Origin of the sequence: Sphingomonas canadensis (genome assembly GCF_026013525.1) — a bacterium.
Classification (GTDB): Bacteria; Pseudomonadota; Alphaproteobacteria; order Sphingomonadales; family Sphingomonadaceae; genus Sphingomonas; species Sphingomonas canadensis.
In genome coordinates, this window is the sequence record NZ_JAPDRA010000008.1 from 175,040 (window position 1) to 195,431 (window position 20,392).

Genomic DNA, 20,392 nt, shown 5'->3' on the forward strand with positions numbered 1-20,392 from the left:
CGACCCGCCCCCGGTCCCTTCAGCCCGCGGTCTTGCGCCCGGCCGCCTGGCGCTGGCGCTCGGCCAGTGCCCCGCGCCACTTGCGCGCGCGCCACCACATGATGATCCCGGTGATCGACAGCACCGTGGGCAGCAGGCCGCCCAGGAACACGATGAGCTGCCACCAGAAGGGCATGCCCTGCCCGTCGTGGATCTGCCGCATCGTGCGCGACAGCGTCTGCGGCGGGCGGCCGGCGGGCTGCGAGACCTTGGTCTCGCCGCTTGCGTCCTTCACGGTCACGCTGGCGCGGCCGATCTCGATGGCCCATTCGGGCTTCACGTCGGTCGGCCAGGTCACCGATCGTACCGGCCCCGCCTGGGCGGACTGCGCGCCCGCGACGGCCGCATCCAGCGGCGTGGCGGGCTGCTCGATCGGCTTGGCGCGCATCATCGCGGCACGGCTGGGGCCGGTCGCGGCCGGACGCGGACCATCGAAGCCCGAGAAGGCGGAGGGGAAGGAAATCCACACCCCCGTCAGCGACAGCACGAACAGCGGCACCGAGATCCAGAAGCCGAGCAGATAGTGAAGGTTGCTGTCGGTGTTCGCATGCCGCTTCCACCGGAAGCCGCGCCGCACGCTGCCGCTGAGCGGCCACCACAGCCAGATGCCGGTGAGCGACGATATCACCATCGCCACGCCCACCCAGCCCACGATCGGCCGCCCCCATTCGGGAATCATCAGCGATCCGTGGATCACGTGCATCACCTGAAACACGGTGGAGCCGACATATTCCTTGTCGATCACCCGCGCATCCTTGGGATCCAGATAGATGTTGATCCGTTCCGGACGGCCGCCCTTCACGGGCTTGGTGGCGGTGGCAAGCACCGGCTCGCCCGCCTCGCCGGGCAGGGTCAGCTTGGTCAGCGCCTCGCCGGGGGAAAGCTGCGCGCGGGCCGCATCGGCATAGGTCGCGGGCGCCAGCGCCGCCGGACCTTCCACCGCGTAGCGATCGGGATGGATCACGCGCAGCAGCGGATCGTGCCACACCAGCGCGAATCCGGTCACGCACAGCGGCAGGATGGCGATCGCGAGCAGCAGCCCGATCCATTTGTGGAACTGGAACCACAGCTTGCGGAGGCGGACCATGTTCATGCGCATACCCCTTTCGCCGCGCCGATCGCAGCGGCGCTATTGCAAGTCAATCGCGATAATTGTCGCAAGATGTCACGTCCCGGCCGCCGGTCCACGGCTCAGCTATCGGCCCAGCGGCGCAGCAGATTGTGATAGACGCCGGTCAGCTCGATCACCGAGCGATCGTCCTGGCCAAGCTGGCCGCCGAGCCGCTGTACCGCCTGGTCCAGCTCGAACAATAGCCGCCGGGCACCATCGTCGCGCACCATGGACTGGAGCCAGAAAAAGCTGGCCACGCGGCACCCGCGCGTGACGGGCTCGACGCGGTGGAGGCTCGACGAGGGATAGAGGATCGCGTGCCCCGCGGGCAGCTTGACCGACTGGACGCCATATTGGTCCTCGATCAGCAGGTCGCCGCCGTCATAGGCTTCGGGCGCCTCCAGGAACACCGTCATCGACAGGTCCGATCGCACGCGGAACTCGGTGCCGCGCTGAATGCGCACCGCATTGTCGACATGCGTGCCGAACGCCTGCCCGCCGGAATAGCGGTTGAACAGCGGCGGGAAGACCTTGAGCGGCAGTGCGGCCGCGACGAACAGCGGCGACTTGCCGAGCGCATCGAGGATGATCGCTCCGGCCTCGCGCGCGGCCGCTCCGGCTTCCGCAAGCTGCTCGTTGCGCTTGGCCAGCGCGGCCTGGGGGCCGGAGGTGACGTTTCCGTCGACCCATTCGCCCGCGTCGGTGATGGCGCGGACGCGCGCCAGCGCGGCGGCATCGAGCAGGTCGGGGATCGCGATCAGCATCGGAAGAACTCTCTACAGCAGGATGGCCCGGAACCGAACCGTCATCCCGGCCAGGCCGGGATGACGGCGCGAGGAAGGGCTGTCCTTGTCCTCCCTCAAAAGCTGTAGAACAGGCTGAACACCGCCGAACGCCGCTCGCCCGGCGTCGCCCAGCCGCCGGTGATCGCGCCGGTGGTTGCGTTCACATTGTTGCGGATGCCGGTGTAGTAGCGCTCGTCGGTCAGGTTCTGCACGTTAAGCTGCACCGTCAGCCCCTGCGTCACCGGATAGGAGACGAACAGCCGGTGGACGAGATAGTCGTCCGAACGGAACTGGGGGGTGAGCTGCCCGCCGGCCAGCACCTGGTTGTTGAGCGCGAACGCGCCCTGATAGGTGGCGCCATAGCCAACCTCCAGCCCGAACGGCAGGCGATAGCTGGTGAACAGGCTACCCGAGTTGCGCGGGGTCTGCAGCATCTCCTGCCCGGCCTGGGGATCGGGGACGGCCACGCTGTTGGCGCAGCCCGCCGCGCCCGGCGTGGCAAGGCAGAAGTCCGACACGCTCTGCAGCACCGTGCCGTCCAGCCAGGTGTAATTGGCGAAGACTGTCCAGGCATCGGTGATGCGGCCGGTGGTGCCCAGCGCGACGCCGTCCACCCGCGAACGGCCGTCGAGCACCTGCAGCGACGCCGGCTGCGACGGATCGTTCGAGGCGACGCGGAAATTGCTGCGTTCGTTGCGGAAGAACGCCGCGGTGAGCTGGAGCTTGCGGTCGAGCACGTCCGCCTTCACGCCCACCTCATAGTTGCGCGCGGTTTCCGGCGCGGTGGCGCAGGGGTCCGCCGCGCCCGGCGCGGCGACCACGCCGCAGCCCAGGCGGACCGTGGCCGAGGACGGCGTCTTCGAATTGCCATAGGCCGCATAGAGGCTCACGTCCTCAACCGGCTTCACCACCACACCGAAGCGATAGGAAAACAGGCTCTCGTCGCTGGTCTGCGGTGCGGCCTGAAGCGCGGTGAGCGGCGTCGTCCCCGGCGGCACCGTCAGCAGCGGGATCGCACGGAAGGTGGCCTTGTTGTTCTCCCAGCGGACGCCTGCGTTCAGCTCGACGATGCCCAGCTCCAGCGTGTCGAAGGCATAGACGGCGGCATTGCGGCTGTGCGACTTCGATACCGCGGTCACCGTCAGGTTGCGCGGGCCGGAATAGACGCTGTTCGGGTTCGAAAGGCTCATCTGCGGCAGCGGCGACACCGCCGATCCATCGGGGTTGCGCGCCAGCGAGGCGGTGGTGATTCCGTAATCCTCCCAGGAAAGCGCACCGCCGATCACCAGCGTATTGCGGATGCCATCGCGATCACCCGAGACGATGCGAACGTCCGACTGGTTGACGAAGAGCTGGTTCTCCTGATCGCGCACCAGCCCGCGCGGGCCGGACGGCAGGTACATGCCCGGCGCCAGCGTGCCGGGGCAGGCGATGCCGGTGGTGGCGGCGCCGGTCGCGCCCACGGGCTGGAGGCCGGTGGAAGTCAGGCAGAACGTGCCCTGCGGCGCGCTGGTCTGGCTGTACTGGCCGACGCGCTGCCAGCGGGTGAGGTTGCGTACCGACACCGCGTCGCTGAAGCTGTGGACGAAGGTGGCGGTCAGGCGATCGACCGTGGTCTCCTGAAGGTCCAGGTTCGAATAGCCGAAATAGTCGCTATCATCGACGCCGGGCAGCGGGCCATCGTTCACCAGGCTCTTGAAATAGGGCACGCCATAGACGGGCGTGTTGTTATCGCGCTGGTGGACATAGGCCAGCGTCAGGCTGGTCGGGCCGTCGATGCCGAAGGTGATCGCGGGTGCCACGCCCCAGCGCTTGTACTGCTCCACGTCGCGGCCGGGCACGTCGTTGCGATGATAGACCGCGTTGAGCCGCACCGCGATCAGCGGCGAGACGCGGTGGTTGGCGTCGATCGCGCCGCGATAGTAATTGTCGGTGCCGATGGCGGCCTGGGCAATCACCAGATCGTCGCTGCGCGGCGCCTTCGACACCAGGTTGACGGTGCCGCCGACCGATCCGGAGCCGTTGAACACCGAATTGGCGCCGTTGTAGACCTCGATCTGCTGGAGGTTGAACGGATCGGTGCGGCTGTACTGCGCGCTGTCGCGAACGCCGTCGACGGTGATGTCGTTGTTCGCCGAATAGCCGCGCAGGTTGATCGAATCGCCATATCCGCCGCCGCCCTCACCCGCGCCGAAGGTGATGCCGGGAATGGTGGCCAGCGCGTCGCGCAGCGTGAGCAGGTTCTGCTTGCGGATCACCTGATCGCTGACGACCGTCACGGTCTGCGGCGTATCGCGCAGCGGCTGGGTCGCCTTGGGGCTCTCCACCTCGCCTTCCACCAGTTCGCCGGTGACCACGATCTCGCGGCGGTCCTGATCGCTGCCGGCATCCGGCGCCTCGCCGGCATAGGCGGCGTCGGCGTCATCGCCCGGCGCGGCGGCGAGCACCGCTCCACCGCTGGAGATGAAGCCAACACAGGCGAGCGCAAGAAAGGCCGGGCGGGCCGAAGAAACACGAGTCACGGAGCAGTCCCCTGGATATTGTTCTCGGGGCCCAGCTATTGAGAGTCGTTCGCAGTGTCAACGCTAATGAGAGTGGTTCTCAATTTCTCTGTTCGATTTTCCGGCCTGATCCATCAGCCAGCTCCGCAGCGCGCTGGCCAGATTGGGCGGGTCGTGCGCCTGGATGCGGGCGTGATCGATCGCGGCGACCAGCGCGCTGAGCGGCAGCCCGCGCGCCGCCGCGGCCTCCTCCAGCGCCTGCCAGAACAGCGGCTCCAGGCTGATCGAAGTGGGGTGGCCGGCGATGGTGACCGATCGCTTCACCGGGCCATGGAAGCCGCCGGAGGGCGGGCCGATCGTCACGGCCGCTGGTTCACTCGCTGTCGAACAGGCCCGCCAGTTGCTCGATCATCGTGCCGGCGAGCTGCTCGGCATCCATGATCGTCACGGCGCGCTGATAATATCGGGTGACGTCGTGGCCGATCCCGATCGCGACCAGCTCCACCGGAGAGCGGCCCTCGATCCAGGCGATCACCTGGCGCAGGTGACGTTCCAGATAGCTGCCCGAGTTCACCGACAGCGTCGAATCGTCCACCGGCGCGCCGTCGGAAATCACCATCAGGATCTTGCGTTCCTCGGGCCGGGCGATGATCCGGTTGTGCGCCCACAACAGCGCCTCGCCGTCGATATTCTCCTTCAACAGCCCTTCGCGCATCATCAGGCCCAGCGACTTCTTGGCGCGGCGCCAGGGCTCGTCGGCCTGTTTGTAGACGATGTGGCGAACGTCGTTCAGGCGGCCCGGCTGCGGCGGGCGGCCCTCGGCCAGCCATTTCTCGCGGCTCTGCCCGCCCTTCCACGCGCGGGTGGTGAAGCCCAGAATCTCGGTCTTCACGCCGCAACGTTCCAGCGTGCGCGCCAATATGTCGGCGCTGATCGCCGCGATCGAGATCGGCCGGCCGCGCATCGATCCGCTGTTGTCGATCAGCAGCGTGACCACCGTATCGCGGAAATCGGTGTCGCGTTCGATCTTGTAGCTGAGCGACTGCATGGGATTGACCACCACGCGCGCCAGCCGGGCGGCGTCGAGCAGCCCTTCGTCCTGATCGAAGTCCCAGCTCCGGTTCTGCTGCGCCATCAGCCGGCGCTGGAGCCGGTTGGCCAGCTTGGTCACCGCGCCCTGGAGGTGGAGGAGCTGCTGGTCGAGATAGGAGCGCAGCCGGTCCAGTTCCTCCGAATCGCACAGCTCGGTCGCGGCCACCACCTCGTCGAACTGGGTGGTGAAGGGCTTGTATTCGAATTGCGGGGGCAGGTCGCTCCACGGGCGGTTGGGGCGCACGGGCATCATGCCCTCCTCGCCCTCGTCGCCGGGCTCGCCGTCGCCGTCCTCCATCGCCTCCGACTGTTCCTGCTCGGTGCCGGATTCGTCGGTATCGTCGGACTCGCGCTGCTCGCCGCGCGCCTCCACCTCGCCATCGCCCTGCTGCGACTGGCTCTCGCCTTCCTGCTCGCCCTCGTCGCCGTCGTCGGTGCCTTCGTCCTCGCCGCCGCCCTCGTCGCTGTCGTCGGGGATCAGGTCGCCCTCGGTCAGCTCCAGATCCTGCAGCACGCGCTGAGCCAGCGTGGCAAAGGCGGCCTGATCGTCGATCGCCAGCGCCAGCGCGTCCAGATCGCCGCCCGCGCGGTCCTCGATCCAGTCGCGCACCAGCGCCATGCCCAGCGCCGCGCTGGCGGGCGATTCGAGCCCGGTCAGCCGCTCGCGCACCATCAGCCCGATCGCGGTGGAAAGCGGCACCTCGTCACGGGTGCGCGCCCGCGCGATCGGATCGGATCGCAGCTTCAGTTCCAGGCTGTGCGACAGATTGTCGCGGATGCCGGCATAACCCTTCGATCCCAGCGCCTCGACCCGCGCGGATTCCACGGCGTCGAACACCGCGCGCGCCGCCGCCTCACGCGGGGCGCCGCGCAGGTGGAGCGCGATATCGTGGTGGCGCATGCGCAGCGCAAAGCCATCGGCGAAGCCGCGCGCCTCAGCCACCTGGTCCGCGGGCAGCGCGCGCGCGGGCATAGGCACCTTGATGCTCTTGCCGGTCTGGTGCGGCGCATCGGCGGTGAAGCTCAGTTCCGCCTCACCCTCGCCCGAAAGCGCGCGCGCCGTGCCGGTGAGCACGTTGCGGAAGCGTTCAAGGGGAGAGTCGTTGGCCATTGGTCTTTCCTGCGAGCGCCGCGCGGGCGCGGTCAACCCAATCGCTGCCCGGCGGGCGCGGCGGCAGGCGTTCCGGGTGGCCGCGATCCCGATCCGGACATCGCGGCCCCTTGCCCGCTCAGGCCTTGCTTACCACGCTTTCCGGCAGATCGGTGCCGAACACGCGCTGATAATATTCGGCCACCTGCGCGCGTTCCGCCTCGTCGCACTTGTTGAGGAACGAGAGGCGGAAGGCGAAGCCGACGTCCTTGAAGATCATCGCGTTCTGCGCCCAGGTGATCACGGTGCGCGGGCTCATCACGGTCGAGATGTCGCCGTTGATGAAGCCGCGGCGCGTGAGATCGGCCACGCGCACCATGTTTTCCACCGTCTCCTTGCCGCGCGGATCGTCATATTCGCCGGACTTGGCGAGCACGATCTGCGATTCCACCGCGGCCGGCAGATAGTTGAGCGTCATCACGATGTTCCAGCGGTCCATCTGGCCCTGGTTGATCTGCTGGGTGCCGTGATAAAGGCCGCTGGTATCGCCCAGGCCCACCGTGTTGGCGGTGGCGAACAGGCGGAACCAGGGGTTCGGGCGGATCACGCGGTTCTGGTCGAGCAGCGTCAGCTTGCCCTCGGTCTCCAGCACGCGCTGGATCACGAACATCACGTCCGGGCGGCCCGCGTCATATTCGTCGAAGACGAGCGCCGTCGGCGTCTGCAGCGCCCAGGGGAGCAGTCCCTCGCGGAACTCGGTGACCTGCTGGCCGTCCTTCAGCACGATCGCGTCGCGGCCGATCAGGTCGATACGGCTGATGTGCGCGTCCAGGTTGATGCGGATGCACGGCCAGTTCAGCCGCGCCGCCACCTGCTCGATATGGCTCGACTTTCCGGTGCCGTGATAGCCCTGGATCATCACGCGGCGGTTGTGCGCGAAGCCCGCCAGGATCGCGAGCGTGGTATCCGGATCGAAGACATAGGCCGGATCGAGATCGGGCACGCGCTCGTCCGCCTCGCTGAACGCCGGGCATTCCATGTCCGAATCGATGCCGAACAGCTCGCGCACCTTCACCATGCGGTCGGGCGCGTCGAGGATGGTCGTCTCGCGGCTGTCGGGCTGCGCGTTGGGGATGTTGGTCATCTCAATTCTGGTCCTGGGCGGCGGTCGCCGCGGTTGGCGGTTGCGGGGTAGTGACTCGCGCACCGGGCCGCAACGGTCACTTGGCCACATGGCCGGATTTGTGCAACTCACCGCTGTGCAGAATCATCTGCATGGGGGGAATTTTGATGAACCGTGTCTTCATGGCGGCGCCGCTTGGCGCGCTGATCCTGCTTGCCGGCTGTGGCGGGGGCAGCGCACCGGCGCCGTCCAACGCAGCCGCGCCCGCCAACGCGACGGTGCCCGCCGCGCCCGTGACGCCCGCTCCGGCGGACACTCCGGCTCCCGAGCCTTCGCCCAGTGCGGCCCCCGCCGTAGCCGCCGATGCCGGCGCGAAGCCGAGCTTCGACTGCGCCTCGCCCGATCTCGGCACGGCCGAGCACATCATCTGCAACAGGCCCGAACTGGCGGAGGACGACCGCGAGATCGCCGCCGTCTACAAGCGGCTGCGCAGCCAGTTGCTCGCCCATGGCAAGGACGCGCTGATGGAGGAGCAGCAGGAATATCTGAACCGCCGCAGCGAATGCACCACCGAACGTTGCGTGTTCATGGCGCAGAAGGAGCGGCTCGACGAACTGCGCCAGGCCGAAAATCCCTGAGCCTCACGCCCCGGCGTGTTCCGCATTCGTAACGATGCGGCCACGCCGGGGGTTTCCCTCAGCGCCCAATCGTGACACCTTGGCATCGTTAACCATTGTCCGCCCGGGAGTGCCATGATGAAGCGCTTCGTCCTGCTCGCCGCGGCCGCGGCATCGCTCGCCGGCTGCAATCCGGACACGCCGGCCAACAACATCACCGTTACGCCCACGCCCACATCGACCCCGGCGCCGACGCCATGGCTGACGCAGGAGCCGCTGTGTTCGGGCACGATCACCCGCGCCGAATGGCTGGTGTGCGACAACAAGGGGCTGCGCGAGCTGCACCGCCGCCTGGCCGCGCAATGGGAATCGGGGCGCCAGGCGGCCAGCCCGGATCGCATGGAAGTGCTGGAAAACCAGCTCTACGCCCTGCTGACCGAACGCGACCTGTGCCAGGACGCGCCCTGCGTCGATCGCGCCTATCGCCGCTATCTCGATTCGCCGCCGCCCCAGGCCAAGCCGCCGGTGGCAGGCAAGCCCAAGCCGCGTCCGAAGCCCAGGCCCCGCCCGCGCGGCCATGGCGGCAACTGGGACGGCGGCCCGTGGCGCGACGGGCTGCAGAATTGCACGCGCGACATCGGCTGGGATCAGGCGCAGACGCTGGCGCAGCGCTGCCAGGCGGTCACCAACGGCTCGCGATCGGTGTGCAGCCCGCAACGGAGCTGTGCGTCGCTGGAGAATCTGATCGACAAGGGGTGCCGCACCAGCCGCCGCCCGCCGGGGTTCTGCCCGCGCTGACGGCGCCTTCGCGGATTGGCCTCAGCCGTCGCCCTTGACCGCAAGCCATTCGCGGATCGCGGCGTTGACCGGCGCGGGCTTCTCCCAGGTGACGAAATGGCCCGCGTCGGCGATGCGCACCACGGTCAGGTCGTCCACCACCGCGTCGAGCCCGTCGAGCTGCACGGGCAGCAGCGCGCCGTCCTTCATCCCCCAGATCACCAGCACCGGCTGGGTCAGCGGCGGAAAGGGGCCGTCCAGCCAGCCGGGGGGCGTGGCCTCCTCGCCCGTCGCGGGGACGACCACCGTGCTGGCGCGATACCAGTTGAGCATCGCGGTCATCGCGCCCGGCTGCGACCATTGGTCCAGATAGGCGGCGCGCTCGTCCGCCATCAGCGCCGGATCGGCATGTTTGACGAAGGTGGTGTCGAAGAACCCCTCCACCCCGATCGCGGCGATATGCTTCTCCAGATCGGGGTTGCGGAAGGCGCGGATATACTGGCTCGCCTCGCGCTGGCCCGATCCGTCGAACATGCTGCGCTGAAAGACCAGCGGGTGCGGCGCGTTCAGGATGATCAGGCGGCGCACCCGCTGGGGATTCTGCAGCGCCGCGATCCAGGCGATCGCCCCGCCCCAGTCATGCCCCACCAGCGTGAAGCCCCGGATTCCGAAATGATCGGCAAGCGCGAACAGATCGGCGACGGTCTTCGCCGGGGCATATTCCTCAACCCCCTCGGGCTTGGACGATCGCGCGAAGCCGCGCTGATCGGGTGCGATCACGAAATGGTCGCGCGACAGATCGGCCATCTGGTGGCGCCAGGTGCGATGCGACTCGGGGAAACCGTGGAGGAAGATCATCGCCGGGGCCGCGGGATCACCCGCCGACGCTACGTCAAGCTCGACCCCCGTCGAAAGCGCCACACGCTGCAGCTCCATTACCCTCTCCTTCTTTGCCACCGGGCTAGGCCGGGCGGGCGAAAGGGGCAAGGGGACGGGTTTGGGGAGGCGGGTCCAGCGTCCATCCCCCTCCGTCACGCGGCGCATGCCACCTCCGCCCGGCGGGGGAGGATTGCGCGATCAAAAGGAAAGGGCCGCCGGGAATGTTCCCGGCGGCCCTTCCTGTCGGCCCCGAAGGGACGGTCGCTTAGCTGATGACGATCGTCACCGCGCGGCGGTTCTGAGCCCAGCTCGCCTCGTCGGAGCTGAGCGCCAGCGGGCGTTCCTTGCCGTAGCTGATCGTGGTGATCCGCCCCGGCGCGACGCCACGGGCCGCCAGATAGTTCTTCGCGGCATTGGCGCGGCGATCGCCCAGCGCCAGGTTGTACTCGCGGGTGCCGCGCTCGTCGCAATGGCCCTCGATCGTCACGCGGACGGAGGGATAGCGGAGCAGCCACTGCGCCTGGGTGTCCAGGATCGCGCGCGCCTGGGCATCCAGGTCATACTGGTCATAGGCGAAGTGGACCGTATCGCTCATCACCGAGCGCTTGAAGTCCTCGGCGGAGCCGGGGCGGATGGTGTCGCCCCCGCCATTGTCGACGACGGTGCCGTTATCCGGGCCGGGACCCGGCACGTCGGGCGGCGGCGTCTTGGTGCAACCGGCCAGCGCGATCAGCGCGGCGGCGAGCAGGAACCCCGATTTCGTCCTGGCCATCTTCTTTCTCCTTCCTATCGCCCGCCTTGCCACGGGCAGTTCAACCCAAGCGCAATAAACGTTCTACGGCCGAATCGGTCCCCACGCCGGGTCCGATCCATCGAGTGGCGTCGGTATCTTGCGCGCATTCGCCCCCGTCAGGTCAACAGACCAGAGATCGGGGCGTCCCGATCCGGGAGCGGCGCGGAAGAACATCAGCACGCGGCCGTTGGGCGCCCAGCTCGGCCCCTCGTCGCCCCAGCTCTCGGTCAACAGCCGCTCGCCGCCGCCGCCGGGGCTCATGATGCCGATGCGGAAGGCACCGCCGCCGATGCGCGTGAACGCCACCAGATCGCCGCGCGGGCTCCACACCGGGGTGGCATAGCGCCCCCCGCCGAAGCTGATGCGCTGCTGGTTCGAACCATCGGCATCCATCACATAGAGCTGCTGGCTGCCGCTGCGATCGCTCTCGAACACGATGCGCCGACCGTCGGGCGAATAGCTGCCGCCGGTATCGATGCCAGGCGAGGTGGTGAGCCGCTGGGGCGTGCCGCCGCTGGCGCTGACGCGATACAGATCGGTGTTGCCCGCGATCGCCATGGAGAACAGCACCCAGCGCCCGTCCGGCGAGAAACGCGGCGCGAAGTTCAGGTTGACGTTCGACACCAGCAGCCGCTGGCGCCGCGCCTTCATGTCATAGATGTAGATCGCCGGGCGATCGTCCTCATAGCTCATGAAGACGATGCGGCCCTGGTCGGGCGAAAGGCGCGGGGTGAGCACGATCGACTGGCCGTTGGTCAGGAACCGGTGATTCGCGCCATCATAATCCATGATCGCGAGCTGCTTGATACGCCGGTTCTTCGGCCCGCGCTCCGCGACATAGACGACCTGGCTGTCGAAATAGGGGCCTTCGCCCGTCAGCCGCGAATAGACCGCGTCGGCGCACTTATGCGCCGCCCGCCGCCAATCGCCCACGCCCACCACAAAGCCCTGGCGCAGCAGCTCCGCCTGGGTGGACATGTCGTAAAGGTAGCAGCCCACGGTGAGCGTGCCGTTGCTGTTCGCGCGGACATAGCCCTGCACCAGCGCCTGCGCGCCGAAGGTGGCCCAGCTTCCGTAATTGGGCGCGTTGACCTCCGAATAGGCGATCGGCCGCGCCGAATTGGGGCCGACGGTGCGGAACAGGCCGGTGTTGCGCAGATCGTCGTCGATCACGCTCGAAAGCTTGCGCCCCAGCTCATCGGTGGAGCCGGCGGTGGTGGCGGTGACGCTGGCGGTGGGCATCGCCGGGATGACGATCGGCAAGGGCGCCGACTGGCCACCCTCCAGATCGACCACGAGTTCGTCGTCTTCCTGAGCCCCGCCCGCCTGCTGCGCCGGCGGAACCTGAATGGGCGGAGCCTGCACCGGCTGGGCCGCCGCCGCATGGGCGAACGTGGCGCCAAGCACCGCGATCCCGATCGCCACAATCTTGCGCATCAAAAGCTCCTCACCCTTTCAGCCTGTAGTTCAGCCGGAATGTCTTCCACCCCCGGGTCACGTCGTACAGCTCGGCCGGCAGCCCGCGCAGCGGCGAGCAGCTCGCAAAGATCGCCTTCACCGCATCGTCGACCCGGCGCACATAGCGTTCGTTGCTGTCGTCGACGCCATTATGTCCCACGATCTGCACCGGCGCGGCAAGCGAGCCGTCGCGATTTAGCTGGAGACGGACCACCGCCTGGATACGCTCGGCTCCCGGCCCCGGGCTGACCTGGCGGTTGGCGCAGGGCTGGACCTGGCGGATGATCGCCGACGCGATGTTCGCCGCCGCCTCCCCGGTCATCGTCGCGGGCGGGTTGGTGGAACGGCTGTCGTTGGGGCGGTTACCGCGGCCGAATTCCGCCGCATAATCGGGCAGGCCGCCGCTGGAACGGTTGCCGCTGCCGCTGCCGCCCGCGCGCGAATTGCTGCGCTCCGGCTTGCGCTCGGCGGCGTTCGCGTCGGGCTTGGGCTGCGGCTTGGGCGGATCGGGCTTGGTCACCGGCTTGGGATCGGGCTCGGGCGGCGCGGGCTCGGGCTCGATCGGGGCGTCCAGCTCGGATTTCTTGGCCGCCTCGGGCTCGGTGCTGACCACGGGGGCCATCTGCTCGAGCCCGACCTTGTCCACCAGCGAAACCTCCATCGCGGGCGGCGGCGGCGGGCGATTGTTCGATTCCGACAGGAAGCCGATGGCCAGCAACGCGAACAGCGCGGCGTGCCCGATGCCCGCGACCGCGAGCCCGGCGACCTCGCCGCGCGAAATCACTGCGCGCCGTCCTTGGTGGCGGCCTCCGCGGGCGCGGCGGCGGGCGAGCCGGCGGCGTCATTGGCGCTGGCCGCGTCGGTCACCATCGACACGCGGTTGAGCCCGGCGCGGTTCAGCTCGCCCATCACGCGCATCACCTTGCCGTAATCGAGCGCCTGGTCCGCGCGCAGGAATATCTGCGGCGGCTTGCCGTCGGCATCGCGCTTCTGCGCCAGCGGGGCGAGCAGTTGCGGCAGCTCCTCGAACCGGACCTTGACCGTGTCGACATAGACGTCGCCCACCCGGTCGATCGCGATCTGCACCGGCTTCGCGTCCTGCTGCAGCGCCTTGGCGCGGCTTTCGGGCAGGTTCACGGGCACGCCCGCGGTGAGCAGCGGGGCGGTGACCATGAAGATGATCAGCAGCACCAGCATCACGTCCACCAGCGGGGTGACGTTGATCTCTGCCATCGGCGCGCGGCGGCCGCGCCCCTTGTTGGAGGGGAGGTGCATGGCCATGCCGTTACGCCTCGCTCTCCAGCCGCCGGCTGAGCGTGGCGTGGAACCCGTCGGCGAAGCGATTGAGCCGCGCCTCGATGCGGTTGATGCGGTGGCTGAAGCGGTTGTACGCGATCACCGCCGGAATGGCCGCGAACAGGCCGATGGCGGTGGCGAACAGCGCCTCCGCGATGCCCGGCGCCACCACCGCGAGCGACGAATTCTGTTCGCGCGCGATGCTGGTGAAGCTGTTCATGATGCCGACGACGGTGCCGAACAGGCCGACGAAGGGCGCGACCGAACCCACCGTGGCGAGGAAGTTCAGCCGGTCCGCCAGCTTGTCGATCTCGTTGGCGATGGTGGCGCCCATGGTGGTGGCCAGCCGCTCGCGCGTACCTTCGCGATCGATACTCTTGCCCGCGGTCGAGCGGCGCCATTCGGTGACGCCCGCAGCGAAGACGCGCGCGATCGGCTGGTCGCGCCCGGCGGCGCGGCGGTGGAACTCGTCGATGTCGTCGGCCTCACGGTAATCGTCCTCGAACCGGTCGATGTCCTTGCGTGTGGCGGCCAGGCGGAAGCCGAAGCTGATGATGATCGCCCAGCTCCACAGGCTGGCCAGGCACAGCCCGGCCATCACCGCCTGCACTAGCCAATGGGCATGCACGATCAGCGATATCAGCGACATGCTGGCGGGGTCGGTATTCCAGAAATCCATGATCCTGTTCAGTCTCCCTTGGTGACCAGCGGCTCGAATGCCGTCAGCCATTCGGCCGGCTGGCGCCGCGGACGGCCCGAGGGGGAGACGAACACCGCCTCGACTTCCGCCTCGCTCAATATCGTCCCGCCGCGCATGACTCTCTGATGAACGACCACCGCGGCAGGCCTGAGGCTGAGTACCCGGCTGGCCACCGTCAGCTCGTCGCCCAGCCGCGCCGGAGCGCGATACTGGATGGCGAGCCCGCGCACCGCATAGGCCCCCTCGCCCCCCTCCTGCGCCGTCCGCTGGTCGATCCCGGCGGCGAGCAGCATATCGGAGCGCGCCCGTTCCATGAACCGCAGATAGTTGGCGTGATAGACCACCCCCGTCAGATCGGTGTCCTCGAAATAGACACGCAGGACGAAAAGATGTTCCACGCCGGCGAAGCGGCCGAGGGGGGCGTTGCCGTCCATGCCAGCCGGTTAGCCGCGGAACGGGGCGCTGGGAAGGCCACAAACGGACGGGCTTGCGTTCATGTAACCCTTAGGTTACTTGTAACCCGAAGGTTACATCAGGGAGACCGGGGATGAACACGAACGACCTGGCCGAAGCCGAGATGCTGGGCCGGCGCCGCGCGCGGATGTGGCCCGCGCTGTCGGCGATCTTCCTGTTCCAGCAGATGGTGTTCTTCGCCCATCCCGACGCGGGGCAGCCGCAGCGGATGGTGGAGTGGGTGCGCGTTTCGGCGTGGCTGATGCTGACGCTGGTGCTGATCGCCGCGCTGTGGAGCGGCGGATACTGGGTGAAGCGCCGGGCCGTGCGCGCGCTGATGAACGACGAGGTGACGCGCGCCAACCGCGCCGACGCGCTGGCGCTGGGCTTTCTGCTGGCGATGCTGGCGGCGGTGGCGCTGTATGTGGCCGCGATGTTCGAGCCGGTGCCGGTGCGCGCCGCGCTGCATGTGGTGCTCAGCACCGGCATCGCATCGGCGCTGATCCGCTTCGGCCTGCTCGAACGGCGCGCCTATCGCGATGCCTGAGCTGGGCAACAACATCCGCGCCGCGCGCGAGGAATGCGGCTGGACCCAGGCCGAGCTGGCCGCGCGCGTCGGCGTATCGCGCAAGACGATCAACACGGTGGAGAATGGCGTGTTCGTGCCCTCCACCGTGATCGCGCTGCGCATCGCGCGGGCGCTGGACCGTCCGGTGGAGGCGCTGTTCTTCCTGCCCGGATGATCAGCCGGCGTCGAACAGACTGTCCTGCGCGCCCTGCGGCGGATCGAGGCCCAGGTGCTTCCAGCCCGCCGCATTGAGGCAGCGGCCCCGCGCCGTCCGCGCGATCATGCCGATCTGGATGAGATAGGGCTCGATCACCTCCTCGATCGTGTCGCGCGGTTCGGAGAGGCCGGCGGCCAGCGTCTCCACCCCCACCGGGCCGCCGCGATAGATGTCGGCGATCATCGTCAGATAGCGCCGGTCCATCGCGTCCAGCCCCAGCGCGTCGACCTCCAGCCGGTTGAGCGCCTGGTCCGCCACCCCGGCATGGACCACCGCCTCGCCCAGCACGTTCGCGAAATCGCGCACGCGGCGCAGCAGCCGCCCGGCGATGCGCGGGGTGCCGCGCGCGCGCCGGGCGATCTCGCGCGCGCCATCGGGGGCGATGCCCAGATCGAGCAGCCCGGCGGCACGGGTGACCACCTTCTCCAGCTCATCCACCGTATAGAAGTTGAGCCGCACCGGGATGCCGAAACGGTCGCGCAGCGGCGTGGTGAGCAGCCCCTGGCGCGTGGTGGCGCCGACCAGCGTGAATCGCGGCAGATCGATCCGCACCGATCGCGCCGACGGCCCCTCGCCGATGATCAGGTCCAGCGCGCGATCCTCCATCGCGGGATAGAGCACCTCCTCCACCTGGGGCGCCAGCCGGTGGATCTCGTCGATGAACAGGACGTCGCCGTCCTCCAGATTGGTCAGCAGCGCGGCGAGATCGCCCGATTTGGCGATGACCGGGCCGGAGGTGGCGCGGAACCCCACCCCCATCTCGCGCGCGATGATCTGCGCCAGCGTGGTCTTGCCCAGCCCCGGCGGGCCGAAGAAGAGGACGTGATCCAGCGCGTCGCCCCGCGCCCGCGCGGCATCGATGAACACGCGCAGATTCTCCCGCGCGGCCTTTTGCCCGACGAACTCGCCGAGCGACTTGGGGCGCAGCGCGGCATCGACATCATCGGCCCGGCGATCGGGGGTGAGAAGGCGGTCTTCGGTCATCGCGGCTGCCGAAGCTCGGATGCCGCGTCGCGGCTGTGATGGAGGATGCGCACAAGTGGCATCGCGTCACCCGCCAAACGGGCAAGGCGAATGTCCCAAAGATCCTGCCGCGCGGCCCCTGCGATCTTCAGCCTAGTCACGCAGGTCCGGATCCTCGGCGAGGATGGCGTCGATCACATCTTCCGGCTCCGCATCGACGATGCCGGATGCCAAACCCTCGTCGATCATCGCCTTCAGCCAACGCCGATCCTCTGCAGCATATTCCCGGTCCCGGCGGACCAGGTCGCGCAGATAATCGGCGACATCGGCATAGCGCCCCTCTGCGATGCGCGCATCGACCCAGGCCTGGAGCGCGGGCGGGAACGAGAGGGTGTGATAGGTCATGCCGGGAATATACTCCCATTGCCGGAGGCCGCCAATGCGGCGGGGCAGGCAGCGCGGCCGGCAGGGCGCATCACCGCGCCGCCTTCCGCAACGCCAGCCGGACCAGCGCGTCCAGCGTCGCGCCCGCGCCCAGCTCGTCGTTGGCGGCGTTCACCGCCGTGTTCGCCTCGGCGGGCTTGAAGCCCAGGTTCATCAGCGCGGAGACCGCGTCCGCCGAGGCGCCGGCCACAGGCGCCGCCGCCGCGCCGCCCGCGCCCAGCGCGATGCCGCCCGCCTTGTCCTTCAGCTCGTTGACGATGCGCTGGGCCAGCTTCGGCCCCACGCCGTTGGCGCGCGCGATCATCGCGGAATCGGCGCGGGCGATGGCGGTCTGCACCTCTTCCGGCGACAGGACCGAGAGGATCGCGAGCGCCACCTTCGCGCCCACGCCCTGCACGCCGGTCAGCAGGCGGAACCAGTCGCGCTCGGCGGCGCTGGCGAAGCCCATCAGGCGGATCGAATCCTCCGCCACCAGCATCTCTGTATGCACGGTCACCAGATCGTCGACCGCGCCCAGCGCCGCCAGCGTGCGCGCCGACGCGCCGACCAGATAGCCGACGCCGTTCACGTCGATCACCGCATGATCGATCCCCGTCGCGGCAAGGCGGCCCCGCAGATGCGCGATCATGCCGCCCGGCCCCGCGCCAGCCCGGCCAGGCCCGGAAGCGCGCGCGCCTTCGCACGGCGGCAGCCGCAGGGCTCGGGCAAGGAAGGCAGCGAACGCACGGCCGGTACGTAAGCAGAACATCGCCGCACAGGAAAGCGAAATCCGCCCCACGGCGGACGCGGCGGCCCGGGCAGGCGCATGGCCCGCCCGGGCTCCGGCGGTCAGGCCACGGTCAGCGCCAGCGCGCCGTCGCCCTCGTCCACCGTCACGGTGCTGCCGTCCTTCACCTGGCCGCGCAGGATCATGTCGGCCAGCGGGTCCTGAAGATAGCGCTGCACCGCGCGCTTCAGCGGCCGCGCGCCATAGACGGGATCATAGCCCACCCGGCCCAGCCACGCGCGCGCGGCATCCGAAAGCGCCACCTTCACCTTGCGCTCGGCCAGCAGCTTGCCCAGCCGCGCGACCTGGATATCGACGATCGGCGCCATATGCTCCGCGCCCAGCCGGTGGAACAGGATGATCTCGTCCAGCCGGTTGAGGAATTCGGGCCGGAAATGCGCCCGCACGATCTCCATCACCTGCGGCTCCACGCTCTCCACCGGCTGGCCGTCGGCCAGGTTGGTGAGGAACTGCGATCCCAGGTTGGAGGTCATGATGATGATCGTGTTCGAGAAATCGACCGTGCGGCCCTGCCCGTCGGTCAGCCGCCCGTCGTCGAGCACCTGGAGCAGCACGTTGAACACGTCGCCGTGCGCCTTCTCCACCTCGTCGAACAGCACGACCTGGTACGGGCGGCGCCGCACCGCCTCGGTCAGCACGCCGCCTTCCTCATAGCCGACATAGCCCGGAGGGGCGCCGATCAGCCGGGCGACGGCGTGCTTCTCCATGAACTCGCTCATGTCGATGCGCACCATCGCGCCCGCGTCGTCGAACAGGAATTCGGCCAGCGCCTTGGTCAGCTCGGTCTTGCCCACGCCCGTGGGGCCGAGGAACAGGAAGCTGCCCAGCGGACGATTGGGGTCCTGGAGCCCGGCGCGGCTGCGGCGCACGGCCGTGGCCACGGCCTTCACCGCGTCCGCCTGGCCGATCACGCGCTTGCCCAGCGCCTCCTCCATATGGAGCAGCTTCTCGCGCTCGCCCTCCATCATCCGGTCCACGGGGATGCCGGTCCAGCGGCTGACCACCGCGGCGATATCGTCGCTGGTCACCTCCTCGCGCAGCATCGCGCCCTTGGTCGTCGCCTGGGCCTCCTCGATCTGCTTTTCGAGCTGGGGGATCACGCCATAGGAAAGCTCGCCCGCACGGCCCAGGTTGCCGGTGCGCTGCGCCTGCTCCAGCTCCAGCCGCGCGGCGTCGAGCTGTTCCTTCAGCTTCGCCTCGGCGTGGATCTTGTCCTTCTCCGCCTGCCAGCGGCCGGTCAGCTCGCTCGACTGCTGCTCCAGATTGGCCAGATCGGCCTCCAGCGCGGCCAGCCGGTCCTTCGACGCGGCGTCGGTTTCCTTCTTCAGCGCCTCGCGCTCGATCTTGAGCTGGATGATGCGCCGGTCGAGCGTCTCGATCTCCTCGGGCTTGCTCTCCACCTCCATGCGGATGCGGCTCGCGGCCTCGTCCATCAGGTCGATCGCCTTGTCGGGCAGGAACCGGTCGGAGATGTAGCGGTTGGAGAGCGTGGCCGCGCTGACGATCGCCGCATCGGTGATGCGAACGCCATGGTGCAGCTCATACTTCTCCTTCAGCCCGCGCAGGATGGAGATGGTGTCCTCCACCGTCGGCTCGCCGACGAACACGGGCTGGAAGCGCCGCTGGAGCGCCGGGTCCTTCTCGACATATTTCTGATATTCGTCGAGCGTGGTCGCGCCGATGCAGTGCAGCTCGCCGCGGGCCAGCGCGGGCTTCAGCAGGTTGCCCGCGTCCATCGCGCCTTCGGTCTTGCCCGCGCCGATCAGCGTGTGCATCTCGTCGATGAACAGGATGATGTCGCCCTCGGCGGCCTTCACCTCGTCCAGCACGCCCTTCAGCCGCTCCTCGAACTCGCCGCGATATTTGGCGCCCGCGATCAGCGCGCCCATGTCCAGCGCCATCAGGCGGCGGTCCTTCAGCGTATCGGGCACGTCGCCGTTGGCGATGCGCAGCGCAAGGCCCTCGGCGATCGCGGTCTTGCCGACGCCGGGCTCGCCGATCAGCACGGGGTTGTTCTTGGTGCGCCGCGCCAGGATCTGGATGGTGCGGCGGATCTCCTCGTCGCGGCCGATGACGGGATCGAGCTTGCCGTCGCGCGCGGCCTCGGTCAGGTCGCGGGCGAACTTCTTGAGCGCGTCATAGCGGTCCTCGGCGCCCGCGGTGTCGGCGGTGCGGCCCTGGCGCAGCTTCTCGATCGCGGCGTTCAGGTTCTGCGGCGTCGCGCCCGCGGCGGACAGCGCCCGCCCGGCCGCGCCGGACGACAGCGCGAGCGCGAGCAGCAGCCGTTCGACCGTGACGAAGCTGTCACCCGCCTTCTGCGCCACCTGCTCGGCCTGGTCGAGCACGCGCACGGCATCGTTATCCAGCCCGGGCGTCTGCTGCGCGCCGCCGCCGGAGACGGCGGGCACCTTGGCCAGCGCGGCGTCGGTCTCGGCCAGCGCGCGCTTGGCGTCGCCGCCGGCCGCCTGGATCAGCCCGCTGGCCATGCCCTGCTCGTCCTCGAGCAGCGCCTTCAGCATATGTTCGGGGCTGATCCGCTGATGGCTCATGCGGATCGCAACGGTCTGCGCCGACTGGAGAAAGCCCTTGGCGCGGTCGGTGAACTTTTCGAGGTTCATGGTCGTCCCTGTTTCCTTGCCCGCCTCAGATAGTGTTGCATATCCGCAACACAAGGGCCGCAATGCGCGCAATTCGTAGCT

The 20,392-nt window shown here is 68.7% G+C and carries 21 protein-coding genes; 4 read left to right on the top strand and 17 right to left on the bottom strand.

Features of this window, described 5'->3' with window-relative positions; all coding sequences use genetic code 11:
- Positions 1–19: 19 nt before the first annotated feature.
- The 6 genes from OM513_RS15625 to cobS all read right to left on the bottom strand — a co-directional run bounded on the left by OM513_RS15625 (position 20) and on the right by cobS (position 7,762).
- Positions 20–1,132, bottom strand: a complete 1,113-nt coding sequence (locus OM513_RS15625) for a PepSY-associated TM helix domain-containing protein (RefSeq protein ID WP_264945507.1) — start codon at positions 1,130–1,132, stop codon at positions 20–22.
- A 98-nt stretch (positions 1,133–1,230) separates the two neighbouring features.
- A complete protein-coding gene (locus OM513_RS15630) occupies positions 1,231–1,914 on the bottom strand; it encodes a Fe2+-dependent dioxygenase (protein WP_264945508.1) in 684 nt (227 codons plus the stop codon).
- Between the two features lie 95 nt (positions 1,915–2,009).
- Complete coding sequence (locus OM513_RS15635) at positions 2,010–4,457, bottom strand: TonB-dependent receptor (protein ID WP_264945509.1); 2,448 nt, start codon at positions 4,455–4,457, stop codon at positions 2,010–2,012.
- A gap of 63 nt (positions 4,458–4,520) precedes the next feature.
- Positions 4,521–4,799: a ribbon-helix-helix domain-containing protein gene (locus OM513_RS15640; RefSeq protein ID WP_264945510.1), complete on the bottom strand. Its 279-nt coding sequence runs from the start codon at positions 4,797–4,799 to the stop codon at positions 4,521–4,523.
- A 10-nt stretch (positions 4,800–4,809) separates the two neighbouring features.
- Positions 4,810–6,639 carry a cobaltochelatase subunit CobT gene (gene cobT / locus OM513_RS15645; RefSeq protein ID WP_264945511.1) on the bottom strand — a complete coding sequence of 610 codons (1,830 nt, stop codon included), beginning with the start codon at positions 6,637–6,639 and terminating at the stop codon, positions 4,810–4,812.
- A 118-nt stretch (positions 6,640–6,757) separates the two neighbouring features.
- Positions 6,758–7,762: a cobaltochelatase subunit CobS gene (gene cobS, locus OM513_RS15650; RefSeq protein WP_264945512.1), complete on the bottom strand. Its 1,005-nt coding sequence runs from the start codon at positions 7,760–7,762 to the stop codon at positions 6,758–6,760.
- A 146-nt stretch (positions 7,763–7,908) separates the two neighbouring features.
- Here cobS and OM513_RS15655 point away from each other — a divergent pair, with 146 nt between their 5' ends.
- Both OM513_RS15655 and OM513_RS15660 read left to right on the top strand, forming a co-directional pair.
- A complete protein-coding gene (locus OM513_RS15655) occupies positions 7,909–8,379 on the top strand; it encodes a lysozyme inhibitor LprI family protein (protein ID WP_264945514.1) in 471 nt (156 codons plus the stop codon).
- A 117-nt stretch (positions 8,380–8,496) separates the two neighbouring features.
- Positions 8,497–9,156, top strand: coding sequence for a hypothetical protein (locus OM513_RS15660; RefSeq protein WP_264945515.1), 660 nt, complete (start codon positions 8,497–8,499; stop codon positions 9,154–9,156).
- 21 nt (positions 9,157–9,177) lie between these two features.
- Here OM513_RS15660 and OM513_RS15665 read toward each other — a convergent pair whose 3' ends face one another.
- From OM513_RS15665 to OM513_RS15695, 7 genes are all read right to left on the bottom strand, one after another.
- On the bottom strand, positions 9,178–10,071 hold the full coding sequence (locus OM513_RS15665) for an alpha/beta fold hydrolase (protein ID WP_264945517.1): 894 nt from the start codon (positions 10,069–10,071) through the stop codon (positions 9,178–9,180).
- Positions 10,072–10,279: 208 nt separating this feature from the next.
- Positions 10,280–10,786, bottom strand: a complete 507-nt coding sequence (pal, locus tag OM513_RS15670; protein WP_264945518.1) for a peptidoglycan-associated lipoprotein Pal — start codon at positions 10,784–10,786, stop codon at positions 10,280–10,282.
- Between the two features lie 63 nt (positions 10,787–10,849).
- Complete coding sequence (tolB, locus tag OM513_RS15675; RefSeq protein ID WP_264945519.1) at positions 10,850–12,244, bottom strand: Tol-Pal system beta propeller repeat protein TolB; 1,395 nt, start codon at positions 12,242–12,244, stop codon at positions 10,850–10,852.
- Positions 12,245–12,254: 10 nt separating this feature from the next.
- Positions 12,255–13,049, bottom strand: coding sequence for a cell envelope biogenesis protein TolA (locus OM513_RS15680; protein ID WP_319951624.1), 795 nt, complete (start codon positions 13,047–13,049; stop codon positions 12,255–12,257).
- Positions 13,046–13,546, bottom strand: coding sequence for a protein TolR (tolR, locus tag OM513_RS15685; RefSeq protein ID WP_264945520.1), 501 nt, complete (start codon positions 13,544–13,546; stop codon positions 13,046–13,048). Before tolR ends, OM513_RS15680 begins: the two co-directional genes overlap by 4 nt.
- A 4-nt stretch (positions 13,547–13,550) precedes the next feature.
- Positions 13,551–14,240: a protein TolQ gene (tolQ, locus tag OM513_RS15690; protein WP_264945521.1), complete on the bottom strand. Its 690-nt coding sequence runs from the start codon at positions 14,238–14,240 to the stop codon at positions 13,551–13,553.
- Between the two features lie 8 nt (positions 14,241–14,248).
- Complete coding sequence (locus tag OM513_RS15695; RefSeq protein ID WP_264945522.1) at positions 14,249–14,695, bottom strand: YbgC/FadM family acyl-CoA thioesterase; 447 nt, start codon at positions 14,693–14,695, stop codon at positions 14,249–14,251.
- A 113-nt stretch (positions 14,696–14,808) separates the two neighbouring features.
- Between OM513_RS15695 and OM513_RS15700 the strand changes: the two genes are divergently transcribed.
- A complete protein-coding gene (locus tag OM513_RS15700; protein ID WP_264945523.1) occupies positions 14,809–15,261 on the top strand; it encodes a hypothetical protein in 453 nt (150 codons plus the stop codon).
- Positions 15,254–15,457: a helix-turn-helix transcriptional regulator gene (locus OM513_RS15705; RefSeq protein ID WP_264945524.1), complete on the top strand. Its 204-nt coding sequence runs from the start codon at positions 15,254–15,256 to the stop codon at positions 15,455–15,457. Before OM513_RS15700 ends, OM513_RS15705 begins: the two co-directional genes overlap by 8 nt.
- Here OM513_RS15705 and ruvB read toward each other — a convergent pair whose 3' ends face one another.
- The 4 genes from ruvB to clpB form a co-directional block, all read right to left on the bottom strand.
- Positions 15,458–16,483 (bottom strand): Holliday junction branch migration DNA helicase RuvB, encoded by a 1,026-nt coding sequence (gene ruvB / locus OM513_RS15710; protein WP_264945525.1) that lies wholly within the window; start codon positions 16,481–16,483, stop codon positions 15,458–15,460.
- A gap of 132 nt (positions 16,484–16,615) precedes the next feature.
- Entirely contained in the window at positions 16,616–16,867 is a 252-nt protein-coding gene (locus OM513_RS15715) for a ribbon-helix-helix domain-containing protein (RefSeq protein WP_264945526.1), read from the bottom strand.
- Between the two features lie 70 nt (positions 16,868–16,937).
- The gene (ruvA, locus tag OM513_RS15720) at positions 16,938–17,534 is read right to left on the bottom strand and encodes a Holliday junction branch migration protein RuvA (RefSeq protein WP_264945527.1); all 597 of its coding nucleotides are present in this window, start codon (positions 17,532–17,534) and stop codon (positions 16,938–16,940) included.
- Positions 17,535–17,734: 200 nt separating this feature from the next.
- A complete protein-coding gene (gene clpB, locus OM513_RS15725) occupies positions 17,735–20,311 on the bottom strand; it encodes an ATP-dependent chaperone ClpB (protein WP_264945528.1) in 2,577 nt (858 codons plus the stop codon).
- Between the last annotated feature and the right edge of the window lie 81 nt (positions 20,312–20,392).